The sequence below is a fragment of the Solibacillus sp. CAU 1738 genome (genome assembly GCF_039888725.1).
Lineage (GTDB): Bacteria > Bacillota > Bacilli > Bacillales_A > Planococcaceae > Metasolibacillus.
Genome location: NZ_JBDQQN010000008.1, coordinates 1 through 12988, shown reverse-complemented (window position 1 = coordinate 12988; position 12988 = coordinate 1). Strand labels below are relative to the sequence as shown.

General features: G+C 40.1%; 14 protein-coding genes. 12 read left to right on the top strand and 2 right to left on the bottom strand.

Going from position 1 to position 12988, the window contains the following annotated elements; translation table 11 throughout:
• The first annotated feature begins 308 nt into the window (after nt 1–308).
• From AAFN87_RS17625 to AAFN87_RS17575, 11 genes are all read left to right on the top strand, one after another.
• On the top strand, nt 309–1154 hold the full coding sequence (locus tag AAFN87_RS17625) for an energy-coupling factor ABC transporter ATP-binding protein (protein ID WP_347792383.1): 846 nt from the start codon (nt 309–311) through the stop codon (nt 1152–1154).
• Nucleotides 1130–2002 carry an energy-coupling factor ABC transporter ATP-binding protein gene (locus AAFN87_RS17620; protein WP_347792382.1) on the top strand — a complete coding sequence of 291 codons (873 nt, stop codon included), beginning with the start codon at nt 1130–1132 and terminating at the stop codon, nt 2000–2002. Before AAFN87_RS17625 ends, AAFN87_RS17620 begins: the two co-directional genes overlap by 25 nt.
• Nucleotides 1999–2796: an energy-coupling factor transporter transmembrane component T family protein gene (locus AAFN87_RS17615; RefSeq protein ID WP_347792381.1), complete on the top strand. Its 798-nt coding sequence runs from the start codon at nt 1999–2001 to the stop codon at nt 2794–2796. Before AAFN87_RS17620 ends, AAFN87_RS17615 begins: the two co-directional genes overlap by 4 nt.
• A gap of 15 nt (nt 2797–2811) precedes the next feature.
• Nucleotides 2812–3561, top strand: coding sequence for a tRNA pseudouridine(38-40) synthase TruA (gene truA / locus AAFN87_RS17610; RefSeq protein WP_347792380.1), 750 nt, complete (start codon nt 2812–2814; stop codon nt 3559–3561).
• Nucleotides 3562–3752: 191 nt separating this feature from the next.
• Nucleotides 3753–4190, top strand: a complete 438-nt coding sequence (rplM, locus tag AAFN87_RS17605) for a 50S ribosomal protein L13 (protein WP_347792379.1) — start codon at nt 3753–3755, stop codon at nt 4188–4190.
• 28 nt (nt 4191–4218) lie between these two features.
• A complete protein-coding gene (rpsI, locus tag AAFN87_RS17600) occupies nt 4219–4611 on the top strand; it encodes a 30S ribosomal protein S9 (RefSeq protein ID WP_347792378.1) in 393 nt (130 codons plus the stop codon).
• A 120-nt stretch (nt 4612–4731) separates the two neighbouring features.
• A complete protein-coding gene (locus AAFN87_RS17595) occupies nt 4732–4986 on the top strand; it encodes a 2-keto-3-deoxygluconate kinase (protein ID WP_347792377.1) in 255 nt (84 codons plus the stop codon).
• 18 nt (nt 4987–5004) lie between these two features.
• Nucleotides 5005–6744 carry an ABC transporter ATP-binding protein gene (locus tag AAFN87_RS17590; protein ID WP_347792376.1) on the top strand — a complete coding sequence of 580 codons (1740 nt, stop codon included), beginning with the start codon at nt 5005–5007 and terminating at the stop codon, nt 6742–6744.
• On the top strand, nt 6737–8539 hold the full coding sequence (locus AAFN87_RS17585; protein WP_347792375.1) for an ABC transporter ATP-binding protein: 1803 nt from the start codon (nt 6737–6739) through the stop codon (nt 8537–8539). Before AAFN87_RS17590 ends, AAFN87_RS17585 begins: the two co-directional genes overlap by 8 nt.
• A gap of 50 nt (nt 8540–8589) precedes the next feature.
• A complete protein-coding gene (locus AAFN87_RS17580) occupies nt 8590–9303 on the top strand; it encodes an N-acetylmuramoyl-L-alanine amidase (protein ID WP_347792374.1) in 714 nt (237 codons plus the stop codon).
• A 76-nt stretch (nt 9304–9379) separates the two neighbouring features.
• On the top strand, nt 9380–10432 hold the full coding sequence (locus AAFN87_RS17575; protein ID WP_347792373.1) for an Mrp/NBP35 family ATP-binding protein: 1053 nt from the start codon (nt 9380–9382) through the stop codon (nt 10430–10432).
• A 138-nt stretch (nt 10433–10570) separates the two neighbouring features.
• Here AAFN87_RS17575 and gerD read toward each other — a convergent pair whose 3' ends face one another.
• On the bottom strand, nt 10571–11200 hold the full coding sequence (gerD, locus tag AAFN87_RS17570) for a spore germination lipoprotein GerD (protein WP_347792372.1): 630 nt from the start codon (nt 11198–11200) through the stop codon (nt 10571–10573).
• A 147-nt stretch (nt 11201–11347) separates the two neighbouring features.
• On the opposite strand from gerD, the gene AAFN87_RS17565 reads away from it, so the two are divergent.
• On the top strand, nt 11348–12034 hold the full coding sequence (locus AAFN87_RS17565) for a KinB-signaling pathway activation protein (RefSeq protein ID WP_347792371.1): 687 nt from the start codon (nt 11348–11350) through the stop codon (nt 12032–12034).
• Between the two features lie 46 nt (nt 12035–12080).
• Here AAFN87_RS17565 and AAFN87_RS17560 read toward each other — a convergent pair whose 3' ends face one another.
• Nucleotides 12081–12887: a hypothetical protein gene (locus AAFN87_RS17560; protein ID WP_347792370.1), complete on the bottom strand. Its 807-nt coding sequence runs from the start codon at nt 12885–12887 to the stop codon at nt 12081–12083.
• Between the last annotated feature and the right edge of the window lie 101 nt (nt 12888–12988).

Genomic DNA, 12988 nt, shown 5'->3' with positions numbered 1-12988 from the left:
TGTACGGCGTCTCGTCTAGCTCTCCGCACCTCATTCACAAGAATACGGAAATGAGCAGCCGTGTTCTTACTCAAATGTAGTCAAAAGCGCATTTCTCTGAATGAGGTGCGCGCTTTTTTATTCTAAAGAAGAATGGCGAATAGTACCACTTCTTCCGTTATACATATACAAACATAAAGTACGTTCGGCAACTTTGCTTAGTAACGTGCTTTATTTTTATATATGTTGAAAAATGTGATAAATGCTAGCGCAACATATAAAAACGGTGTAAGTTAAAGAGTAGAGCTGAGAAAGAGAGGAGCCGAGGTATGACAGAAATATTATCATTCAACAACGTAACGTTCTCCTATACCCCTGATGAAAAAGAAGCACGCAAAGCAGTTCAGTCTGTTACATTTGCTGTGCAGGAAGGGGAGTGGATTGCAATTGTTGGTCATAACGGTTCTGGGAAATCCACAACGGCAAAATTAATGAGCGGTTTACTATTCCCGGAAGAAGGCGAAGTCCGCGTTATGCGTGAAGTACTTACTGAAGAAAATTTATGGAAAATACGTTCACAAATCGGTATGGTGTTCCAAAATCCTGATAACCAGTTTGTTGGGGCAACTGTACAAGATGATGTGGCATTTTCCCTTGAAAATAATGGTGTACCGTATGCTGAAATGGTTGAGCGTGTACACGACTCGCTGAAGCAAGTTAAAATGGAAGGCTTTTTAAATCAAGAGCCTCATCATTTATCAGGAGGTCAAAAACAGCGTGTTGCTATCGCAGGAGCGCTTGCGATGCATCCCAAGCTCCTTATATTAGATGAAGCAACATCTATGCTCGATCCACAAGGACGTGAGGAAGTTTTAAATACAGTACAAGCTTTGCGTGAGAAAATTGGTTTAACCGTTATTTCGATTACGCATGATTTAGAAGAAGCAATACTAGCAGACCGTATTATTTTTATGAATGACGGGAAAAAGTATGCGGAAGGTACACCGAGTGAAATCTTTGCATTAGGTGAGGAGTTAATCGCCTTTGGGTTAGATCTGCCTTTTGCTATGAAAATGACGAAGCTCATACAAGCACAAGGTGTACAGCTAGTAGGACAACATATGACAGAAGAAGAGCTGGTGAATGATTTATGGACATCAAACTTCAACAAGTAAGCTATGCTTATTCCAAAGGCACACCATTCGAGAAATTTGCGCTATTTGATGTAGATTTAGCCATTGCAGATAAATCATATCAAGCGATTATCGGTCATACTGGTTCAGGGAAATCCACTATCTTGCAACATTTTAATGGGTTACTGAAGCCTTCTAGTGGTGAAGTGCACATTGGCGACCGCGTCATTGAAGCAGGGAAAAAGGCGAAGGAATTAAAGCCAATTCGTCAAAAGGTCGGGATTGTGTTCCAGTTTCCTGAGCATCAGCTATTTGAAGAAACTGTATTAAAGGATATTATGTTCGGTCCGATGAATTTTGGAGTGTCAGAACAGGAAGCAGAGCATCGTGCGCGAGAGCTCATTACACTTGTTGGTTTAACGGAAGAAGTGTTAGAGAAGTCACCGTTTGATTTATCAGGTGGACAAATGCGCCGTGTAGCCATAGCAGGGGTGCTTGCCATGCAACCTGAAGTGATTGTCTTAGACGAACCGACAGCAGGGCTAGATCCACGCGGTCAAAAAGAAATGATGGAAATGTTTTATCAGCTGCATAAAGAGCAAGGGTTAACGACAATTCTCGTAACGCATAGTATGGAAGATGCAGCACGTTATGCAGATCGTGTATCGATTATGCATGAAGGGCGTTGTGTATTAGCGGGAGAACCGCGTGAAATTTTCGGGGATACTGAAACACTTGCGAAATATCGTTTAGAACCGCCACGCATTGTCCGTTTCCAAAGACGTGTGGAGGCCATGATGGATAAACGATTAGCAAAAATTTGTTTAACAGAAGAAGAGCTCGCGGTTGAAATTGCACGGGCAATAAAAGAGGAGCGTGGCGAGTTATGATGGAGAAAATGATCTTCGGGCGCTACATTCCAGGAGACTCGTTCGTACATAGGCTCGATCCTCGTTCGAAGTTAATCTTTGTCTTTGCTTTTATAATTATCGTATTTTTAGCGAATAATGTAGTGACATATGCCCTCTTGCTGGCGTTTACACTATTTGTAGTATTAATTTCGCGCATTCGTTTATATTTTTTAATTAACGGTTTAAAGCCGGTCATTATATTAATGATATTTACGTTCTTGTTACATGTACTGTTTACGCGTGAAGGCAATGTTATTCTAGATTTAGGCTTTATTAAAATCTATGAAGAAGGTTTGAAACAAGGGATTTTCATATCAACACGTTTTTTAGTGCTTGTTTTTATGACGTCGATTTTAACATTAACGACGTCACCGATCTCAATTACGGACGGTATTGAAGTGTTACTTGGTCCATTGAAGAAAATAAAAATGCCAGTGCACGAGCTGGCGTTAATGATGTCGATTTCATTACGTTTTATTCCTACATTAATGGATGAGACAGATAAAATTATGAAGGCTCAAATGGCACGTGGCTCAGATCTTAGTGCAGGGTCTATTAAAGACCGTTTGAAAGCTGTTGTTCCACTGCTTGTTCCACTATTTGTTAGTGCGTTTAAACGTGCGGAAGACTTAGCGACAGCGATGGAAGTGCGCGGCTATCGTGGCGGTGAAGGAAGAACACGCTATCGCCAGTTGAAATGGGATTTTGGTGATACGATAAGTTTAGTGGCGCTAATTGCAATGGCGGTGCTGTTGTTCTTCTATCGTAGTTAAGTTAGGAGATTACAAATGAGACTAAAGGCGACAATTAGTTATGACGGTACGCAGTTTTCTGGTTATCAAGTCCAGCCAGGTGAGCGTACAGTTCAGCTGGAGTTAGAAAAGGTACTTATGACGATGCATAAAGGAGAAAAAGTACATGTTACAGCGAGTGGTCGCACGGATGCACGTGTACATGCGAGCGGCCAGGTCATTCATTTTGACACACCACTAGCGATTCCCCTTGATAAGTATCAAAAGGCTTTAAATGTGCAGCTACCTCGAGATATTCGTGTTTTGTCAGTAGAGCAAGTAGCAGATGATTTTCACGCGCGCTATAGCGTTAGTGGTAAACGCTATCGCTATATTTGGGACTGTAGTACAGTACAAAGCCCGTTCAATCGTTTTTATTCGGTTGAAACGAACGGTGTAAAACCAAATGTTGAAATGATGCGAAAGGCAGCGCATGCAATTTTGGGTACACATGATTTTACATGCTTTTGCGCAGCTAATACGAGTGTGATCGATAAGGTGCGTACCGTACATGCGTTAGAGCTTAATTGGCACGGTGATGAACTGCATATGACAATCGAAGGAAATGGTTTCCTATATAATATGGTGCGTATTATTGCAGGTACTTTATGGGAAGTGGGTATTGGCCGCCGCACGCCTGAAAGTGTAGCAGCGGCAATCGCTTCATTAGACCGTGGTAATGCAGGGAAAACCGCACCAGCACATGGTTTATATTTAGAAAAAGTTTATTATGATGTTGAGAAATAACGGGGAAAAAGTGCGTCTTCAGTACTTTAACAACCTCTCCAGGTGTTCAATTAAATGGCTTGACTTTAAACGTTATTAAGTATATGATGATGTATGGTATTTTCATTACCACCACAAAATAAGCCCCGAAACTTATAAGTGTATATAATGAAAAATAACGGTAATTTAATATCGATTAGGAGGATACAAACATGCGTACAACTTTCATGGCTAAAGGCCACGAAGTAGACCGTAAGTGGTTAGTAATTGACGCAGAAGGCCAAACTCTTGGACGTTTAGCTTCTGAAGTAGCTGCTATCCTACGCGGTAAACATAAACCAACTTTCACACCAAACGTTGATACAGGTGATCACGTAATCATCATCAACGCTGATAAAATTGAGTTAACTGGTAATAAATTAGAAGGTAAAATTTACTACCGTCACACTCAATTCTCTGGCGGATTAAAACAACGTACAGCTGGAGAAATGAAAGCGAAATACCCAACTCAAATGATTGAGTTAGCAGTTAAAGGTATGTTACCTAAAAACTCTTTAGGTCGCAAAATGTTCACTAAACTTAACGTTTATGTTGGTACAGAACACCCACACGCTGCACAAAAACCAGAAGCATACGAGCTTCGCGGTTAATATACTAAATTAATAGGAGGATACAACCTTGGCACAAGTTCAATACATCGGCACTGGTCGCCGTAAAAGCTCTACAGCTCGCGTACGTTTAGTACCAGGCGAAGGCAAAATCGTAATTAACAACCGTGACGTTGCTGATTACCTACCATATGAAACTTTACTTTTAATCATCAACCAACCACTTGAAGCAACTGAAACAAAAGGTAGCTATGACGTTCACGTTAACGTAAACGGTGGTGGTTTCACTGGTCAAGCTGGTGCAATCCGTCATGGTATCGCACGTGCTTTACTACAAGTTGATCCAGATTTCCGTCCAGTTCTTAAATCTGCTGGCTTACTTACTCGTGATGCTCGTATGAAAGAACGTAAAAAACCAGGTCTACGCGGCGCTCGTCGTGCACCTCAGTTCTCAAAACGTTAATTTTACGTTTATATCGAACTTCCAACCTCTCAAGGATTTTCCTTGGGGGGTTTTTTTGCGTTTTTGCAAGTAGTCAAATTGTATACATTGGTATACAATTGTATTCATTGAGGTGATAGTATGAGTGAAGAAAAATGCGGACGTGGTAATAGACGTGGTGGTGCACAGACGTTTAGACGTGGCCGAGCGTTAATGTTTTATCAACAATTAGAAACGAAACGCGATACATTAAAAGGGCAGTTGGAAGCAACGGAGCTACAGTCAATTCATCCGATGATTGCGGGGGAGTTAAAAGCAACCGAAGCAATTATGAATGAATTTAAGGTGATGTTTCGTTTAGATGAGCTTGCAGAACAAGGTAAGCAGGAAGACTAGATAAAGGGAGGTACATAAATGCAGGCAGTTTTAAAGCTAACAAAGTATTTAAAGCCATATATGGCATTTGCAATTATTGCACCCCTCATGATGCTACTAGAAGTTGGGATGGATTTAATACAACCAACTATTTTACAGCACATTATCGATGACGGAATTGCAAAGGATGATACACTGTATATTTTAAAAATGTTCGGTCTTATGATTGGTGCAGCTGTTTTAGGGTTAGTCGGGGGGATTGGTTGCTCCGTTTACGCATCACGTGCAGCAGTCAACTTTGCGACAGATATACGACATGATCTATACGAAACAATTATATATTTTTCGAGTAGCAGTAAGGACAAATTTACACTGGGTAAGCTTATTACGAATTTAACGAGTGATGTGGAAATGCTACAACGGGCACTCACAATGCTACTGAAAATTTTTGTGCGTGGTCCGATGATGTTTATCGGTGCTGTTGTCATCGTCTTTTTTACAGCGCGGGAGCTATTTTCAATATTACTTGTCGTTGTACCAATTCTAGCCGTAAGTGTCTATTTCTTTACGATGATTTCCGGCAAGCTTTTTTCTAAAGTGCAGCTTGTTGTCGACAAAGTGAACACGAAAGTACAGGAGAATCTTGCAGGTATTCGTGTTATAAAAGCGTACAATCGTAAGCAACATCAAATCGACGGGTTCGCTGATGTGAATACAGAGCTGATGAAACGTAATATTACTGCAGATCAAATTGTTGGGATTTTAGGTCCGCTGACAATGTTTGTCGTGAATTTGGGAATGATAGCGGCATTGTGGCTTGGTGCGATTAAAGTAGATAGTGGCACAATTCAAGTAGGGGTTATTTTAGCATTCATCAACTATTTAATGATGGTCATGAACGGGTTAATGAGTTCTTCGATGGTACTTGTACAGCTGGCGCGTGCGATGCCGAGTGCAGAGCGTATCGTGCGAGTACTAGAGGAACAAACGGATATTACGAACGATGAGCAGCCCGTTATACATACTGTGCGCGGAGATATCGAATTTGAAAATGTGAGTTTTTCATATAATAAAGATACAGAACCCGTGTTGAAAAACATTTCATTTACGGCACGAGCTGGTGAGACGATTGGTATTATTGGGATGACCGGTAGTGGGAAATCGACACTTGTTAAAATGATACCACGACTATTTAATGTCGATACAGGTATGGTGAAAATCGACGGCGTACCAGTTACACAATATGATGTGCGGCATATTCGAGAGTCGATCGGTTTTGCACCACAAAGGGCTACGTTATTTTCTAAAACAATTGCAGAAAATATTCGCTACGGCAATGAGCAGGCAACAGATGAAGAAATTGCAGAGGCACTTTTAACAGCTTGTGCAGCTGAATTCGTGGATAAGCTACCAGAGCAAACAGCACACAAACTAACACAAGGTGCTACGAATTTATCGGGGGGACAAAAGCAGCGTCTTGCTATGGCACGCGCCTTTGTACGTCAGCCGGCGATTCTAGTATTAGATGATGTCACAAGTGCGGTTGATAGTATTTCTGAAAAGAAAATCCAACAAGCAATACGAACGCAATTTGATCAGTCGACGAAATTTATTGTATCGTCTAAAATTTCTTCCATTAAGGACGCCGATAAAATTCTTGTACTAGATGACGGTCAATTGGCGGCAATTGGTACACATGAGGAGCTATTAAAAGCGAGCGCACTGTATCAACAAATTGCCCAAACGCAAGCGGAAAAGGGAGGGACGTTGAATGAATAAACTACCAGCGGGACCCCTACCAATGCGACATCCAGGCGGAAGATTTAACGGACCTGTCGTAAAGCCGAAAAATCAACAACAGACATTAAAGCGTATTTGGACTTATTTACGTCAGCAAAAGCTTGGCATGATTAGCGCTGTCGCATTTGTCATTATTAGCTCGCTATTAAGTTTATTAGGGCCATTGTTAATCGGGATTATTATAGATGATTATATTATTAAGAGAAATGTGAGCGGGGCAATTAGTATGTCACTTATGCTCGCGGCAATCTTTACTGTGTCCTCACTATTAACATGGCTTCAAACATTCGTTATGATTCGTGTTGCGCAGAAAACGATTCGTACATTACGCCAGCAATTATTTGATAAGTTACAGTCGTTACCGCTTTCGTTTTTTGATAAACGTCAGCAAGGTGATTTAATGAGTCGCATGACGAATGATATTGAAAGTTTAAATGCCGCCCTTTCACAAAGTGTTATTCAAATTGTGTCTTCGGTTTTGACGATTATTGGAACAGCAATTGCGCTTTTTTATTTAAACTGGATGCTAGCTATTGTAACACTCCTAGTTATTCCGCTCATTGTGTGGGCGACAAAACAAATTATTAAACGTAGCAGTGTGAACTTTGTTGCGCGGCAACGTGATTTAGGTCAGTTAAATGGCTATATTGAAGAGACGATTTCGAATGCAGATATTACAACGTTATTTAGTAAAGAGAAGCAAACATTAGTAGAATTTACAGAGGCAAATGAGCGACTGCGAGGTTCTGCTATGCGTGCGGATATTATTTCAGGTTTTATGGGACCAATTAATAACTTTATGAATAACTTAGGGCTTGGACTTGTAATTGGATCAGGTGCAGTTATGGCCGTTTATGGCTCGGTGACAATTGGGGTCATCGCGTCGTTCGTCACATATACACGTCAATTTTTCCGTCCAATCAACCAATTATCGAGTTTACTCAATACATTCCAATCGGCTATTGCTGGGGCGGAGCGCGTATTTGAAATTTTAGATGAGCAGGAAGAGATTGAAGATGCGCCAAATGCGATTAGTAAACAGCAATTGAATGGCGACGTTCAATTTGAACAAGTAACTTTCTCCTATGAACAAGGTAAACCAATTTTACGGGGCATCGACTTTACAGCACGTGCAGGCGAGACAATTGCACTGGTAGGTCCTACTGGCTCAGGGAAGACGACGATTATCCAGCTATTAACGCGTTTTTATGATGCAACAGGCGGCAAACTCTTACTAGACGGTGTGCCAATCGAGTCGTATAAAATGTCAAATGTTCGCGACCATGTTGGTGTTGTACTGCAAGATACGTATTTATTTTCCGGTACAGTAAGAGAAAATATTCGCTTCGGTAAACTGGGGGCAACCGATGCAGAAGTAGAACAAGCAGCGAAAATTGCGTATGCACATAACTTCATTAAATACTTACCGCAACAGTACGACACACTCCTAACTTCTGGTGGGATGAATTTAAGTCAAGGACAGCGGCAACTGATTGCCATTGCACGCGCTATTTTAGAAGACCCAGATATATTGATTTTAGATGAAGCTACTTCTAGTGTAGATACGATGACAGAAGTGCATATTCAAAAAGGGTTAAATAACTTAATGCAAGGACGTACGAGTTTTGTCATCGCACATCGCTTAAAAACAATCGAAAATGCTGATCAAATTTTAGTCATTAAAGATGGGCGTATTTTAGAGCACGGTAATCACGGCACATTAATGTCGCAGAAAGGTTTTTATGCAACATTACAAAACGAACTTGTGAACTAAAGCATATGCTTGACCCCTTTTGCGTATAGTAAGCAAAAGGTGGTGTGCATATGAAGCGTTGGCTAGCGCTAATTGTAATTTTATTTTGCTGTATGATTGTCGTTGTTTATGAAACGAGTGCATCCGATAAACGATTTTTCTTACCTGAACCACTTGGAGGAGTTAAAATCGTATTAGACGCAGGGCATGGTGGGATTGACGGGGGTGCATCAAAGGCAGATGTGATTGAGAAAGATATCACACTTGCGATTACTCAAAAGGTTGCCAGGCAGCTCGGGCGACTCGGTGCAGAGGTGGTTATGACACGCAATACAGATGGGGACGTTTTATCTGAGCATGCTCCGAAAGAAGAATTCGCGACATTACGTGAACGCAAAAAACAAGATATTTTCCTTCGTGAGACACTCATTCAAAAGAGTGAGCCGGACTTATTCGTTACGATTCATGCAAATGCCATTCCGAACAGTAAATGGCGTGGTGCACAAGTGTTTTATCATAAGGAAGGTAATGAAGAAAGTGAGGCGCTCGCGAAAGCAATTCAGGCATCTATTCGAGAGCACATGCAAAATACAGACCGTGAAGCGTTGGCTATTGAGAAAATCTATTTACTAAAGAAAGCCAAAGTACCTGCGATTTTAGTAGAAACAGGTTTCATTAGTAATGAAGAAGAGCGAGAATTATTAATCGATCCAGGCTATCAAGAAAAGATGGCGCTGGCGATTGTGCGCGGCATCGAAAATTATTTCCTTTTACAATTCGAATAAGGCACCAACTACTATGCATCAATAATGGGTATGATATACTACTAATGGACATCAAAATAGGGGAGTGTTTCATGCGATGAACGAACAACAAGTTAGAGAACTATTAGGACAACTACAAGATCCATTTTTACATAAAACGCTAGAGCAAACGAACGGGATCACAAACGTATCAATTAAAGAGGAAAAAGGTCATGTGAGTGTAAAAGTGGCAATTGCCAAAACAAACACACCGGAACAAATGACTCTGCAAATGAAAATTGTAGAAGTGTTAAAGGAAAACGGTGCGCAATCAGTAGGTATTCGTTTTGAAGAGCTTTCTGCAGAAGCATTAGAAGCTTTCCGTGGCCAAGCAACTGAGGCGGAAGCGCAAGATATTTTATCACCATTATCGAGCGTGCAATTTATTTCAATTGCCTCTGGTAAAGGCGGCGTAGGGAAGTCAACGGTGTCTGTAAACATGGCCGTTGCACTATCTCGCCTCGGCAAAAAAGTAGGTTTAATTGACGCCGATATTTATGGCTTTAGTGTACCGGATATGATGGGTATTCAGGAAATGCCTGTTGTTAAAGATGACCGTATTTACCCAGTTGAACGTATGGGTGTGAAAGTCATTTCAATGGGCTTTTTCGTGGAAAATAATGCACCAATTGTATGGCGTGGGCCGATGCTTGGAAAAGTATTAGATCAATTTTTCCGTGATGTTGAGTGGGGAGATTTAGATTACCTGTTATTAGATTTACCGCCGGGCACAGGAGACGTAGCGTTAGATATTCACCAAATGCTACCGTCTTCAAAAGAAATTGTTGTTACTACACCGCATCCAACGGCAGCCTTCGTAGCGGCGCGCGCGGGTGCTATGGCATTACAAACAAACCATGACATTTTAGGTGTTGTGGAAAATATGGCTTGGTACGAATCAAAATCAGGTGAGCGTGAGTACGTGTTTGGTAAAGGCGGCGGACCAAAACTTGCTGATGAGTTACGCACCGAGCTACTTGGTCAAATTCCATTAGGACAACCTGACTGGACAAATGACGATTTTGCGCCTTCTATTTATGATGAAAATCACCCAACAGGTCAGCTATATTTAGATATGGCTCGAAAAGTAATTGAGAAATTAACGAATTAAATAACAAAAGCGGCTTAGAATGGGTTTCCCCATTTAAGCTGCTATTTTTATTAATAAACGATGATTACTCGATTTTTCTATCTTTACATTAATTGTCATAGTCGATTATTTGTGTATCCCTGCTAGCTGAAGCACTCGCTATTGGCCACTGCCTTTAGTAGAACCTTCGTTTTTCTTCTCGTCTTTCTTCTCTTCATTACCTGATCCAGCACCTCCACCAGCACCTCCGCCAGAACTACTAGCTGCTTCACCACTTGCCCTTATGAGCTCTTGCCACTTCGATTGTAAAATTGGGTTATCAATTGTGTCCATAACTACTTTTTCCATTTCTTTGCGAAGAGAGGCACTTTTTAAAATTGTCTCTAATTGTTTTTGCATTTCACTTTGTCCAAAAAAAGATATTAAATCCTCCTGGTACGAAGAGTCCTTTATTAGATCTTTTAAAATGGCCTGCTGCTGTTCTTTCATACTTTTTGCTAATGCCTCTTTGAATTTCGGATCTTGGAACGCCTTTTTCCAAAACTCCTCAGCTTCTTTTGATAATAGTGTTTGCTCTGTTGCTTTTTTCACTTCTTCGCCATCGAGTACGAGTAGCTCTCGGAAAGTAGGATCCTCTAAAATTTGGCGTAAAGCCTTTTTTCCGTCTTCCGTTTGAATAGAATCAATCATAATTTTTTTCACTTCATCATATGACACGGTTTTTGAGTCCGATTCAGTACAACCGGCAACAAGTAGCAAAGAAAGCAAAACAAATAATATTCGATACATGCTTAATCCGTCCTTTCTTGACAAGGCTCTTTCATTTATTGTTCACATTTCTACGGATAATATGTATTGGGTTGTACGAGTATTAGCTTTTTTATGTGGCGATTGATAAAATGATAAAGGACATTAGAAAATGGGGGACGTTACGTCGTGACAATACGAAATTGGGTTAAATTTTTCTTTATGGCAATGATAGTTGGTGGTGGCGTTACGGGTGTAGCTGGCATCATTATACGTTGGGACTTTTTCCAACCATATTTAGCAGCAGGTGAAATTGGCGAATTCATCGCTGCATTCGCATGGATGATTTTATTAGGTTTTACAATGAGCGTAATTGCGCAAGCTGGGTTCTTCGCATATTTAACATTACACCAAGTAGGGGTTAACATTTTCCGAACTTTGACATTATGGAACTGGGTACAAATGTTATTAATAATTATCGTTTTAGTTGACCTAGTAATGTTCCGTTTTGCCCCCGGTGCAGAATCAGCCAAAGACTGGGTATTCTACATAGGACTCTTACTATTTTTAGTATGCGCGGCTATTGCAACAGCAATTCAGAAAACAAAAATGACAGAGAAAAAATATGTACTAATTCCTGCGATATTCTTTATGATAGTTGTTACATCCCTTGAATGGATTATTGCATTAATGGGTCGTCAAGGTAATATCGACACTTACGTCGCACTATTATTATTCCCATTAATAGCGGTTAATGCATACCAACTATTAATGCTACCAAAATACAATTCAAAATCAGAAGAAGATCGTAAAAGACTTGAAGCTCGTCGCAAAGCACGTAAAGAAACAATGAAGCAGCAAGCAACTCAAAATTAAATATCAAATGCCTAGAAAGTATGCTCCATGCTTTCTAGGCATTTTTTTACTGAGGAAATCTTTTTGTTTTAATTGTATAGCCAAATAGGTTTTCTTCTATAGAAACAAACGGCTGCTTCTGCATAAAAGAAGTTAATTGTTCAAAGTCTATAATAGAACTTTCGTGCATAGGTACAGCAATAATCATTCCTTCTGATAACTGCATATCGTTTTGCCACAGAGCAGTCGGTGTAATCATATTCACTCTTTCTGCAAATATTTTTTGCTTTAGTTCATCAGAGAATGTGTAATCTTGTGTCATAAACCATAATGGCTTCCGTCCAAAGTGCTTTTCATAAATACCAATTTCTTTCTGAATGGTACTGTCAATTTCATACGTTTCACTATCATTTCCGAGTAAAGCTGTCGGTAGTCGTTTTTTTTGTATAATTTCAATTGTAGAAGGTGATCGTTCAATCCAATCACTGTGTAAGACAAGTAAAGGATATGGAGGTTGCACATTTTCTAACCATTGTTCAAAACCATCATGAGAAAAGCTAACTTCTAATATTAAAGTTTGCCCATAATGCCCTTTTGAAATTACATTTGGCTCATTTGTTACATGAAATACAGGAATAACAGAAGAAATTTCGTTTTTGTAGAATAATAATAGAATGACCGATAAACCTAGTAATACCAGTACTTTTCGCGATTTAAACGCCCCTTTTTTCACATAGTTTTTTGCAGAAAAATAGCTTTCTATTAAAAAACTTATGAAATAGTGTTGACTTTCATGCTCGTGCGATGGTACTATAAGTGAGTCGCCAAGAGATGACGCGACAATGAAACAACATGAACCTTGAAAACTGAACAAGCAAAACGTTAATCAATAAAGTTTCATTTAATTATGAAACAAAAATTTTGGACATCAAAATTGATGCCAGCAAATGTTTTTATGTATCGAAAGCGGAAGCG

What these genes read in the sequence shown, in the direction of transcription:
- AAFN87_RS17625 (WP_347792383.1), top strand. Translation starts at nt 309, where the DNA reads ATGACAGAAATATTATCATTCAACAACGTAACGTTCTCCTATACCCCT.
- AAFN87_RS17620 (WP_347792382.1), top strand. Translation starts at nt 1,130, where the DNA reads ATGGACATCAAACTTCAACAAGTAAGCTATGCTTATTCCAAAGGCACA.
- AAFN87_RS17615 (WP_347792381.1), top strand. Translation starts at nt 1,999, where the DNA reads ATGATGGAGAAAATGATCTTCGGGCGCTACATTCCAGGAGACTCGTTC.
- truA (WP_347792380.1), top strand. Translation starts at nt 2,812, where the DNA reads ATGAGACTAAAGGCGACAATTAGTTATGACGGTACGCAGTTTTCTGGT.
- rplM (WP_347792379.1), top strand. Translation starts at nt 3,753, where the DNA reads ATGCGTACAACTTTCATGGCTAAAGGCCACGAAGTAGACCGTAAGTGG.
- AAFN87_RS17595 (WP_347792377.1), top strand. Translation starts at nt 4,732, where the DNA reads ATGAGTGAAGAAAAATGCGGACGTGGTAATAGACGTGGTGGTGCACAG.
- AAFN87_RS17590 (WP_347792376.1), top strand. Translation starts at nt 5,005, where the DNA reads ATGCAGGCAGTTTTAAAGCTAACAAAGTATTTAAAGCCATATATGGCA.
- AAFN87_RS17585 (WP_347792375.1), top strand. Translation starts at nt 6,737, where the DNA reads ATGAATAAACTACCAGCGGGACCCCTACCAATGCGACATCCAGGCGGA.
- AAFN87_RS17580 (WP_347792374.1), top strand. Translation starts at nt 8,590, where the DNA reads ATGAAGCGTTGGCTAGCGCTAATTGTAATTTTATTTTGCTGTATGATT.
- AAFN87_RS17575 (WP_347792373.1), top strand. Translation starts at nt 9,380, where the DNA reads ATGAACGAACAACAAGTTAGAGAACTATTAGGACAACTACAAGATCCA.
- gerD (WP_347792372.1), bottom strand. Translation starts at nt 11,200, where the DNA reads ATGTATCGAATATTATTTGTTTTGCTTTCTTTGCTACTTGTTGCCGGT.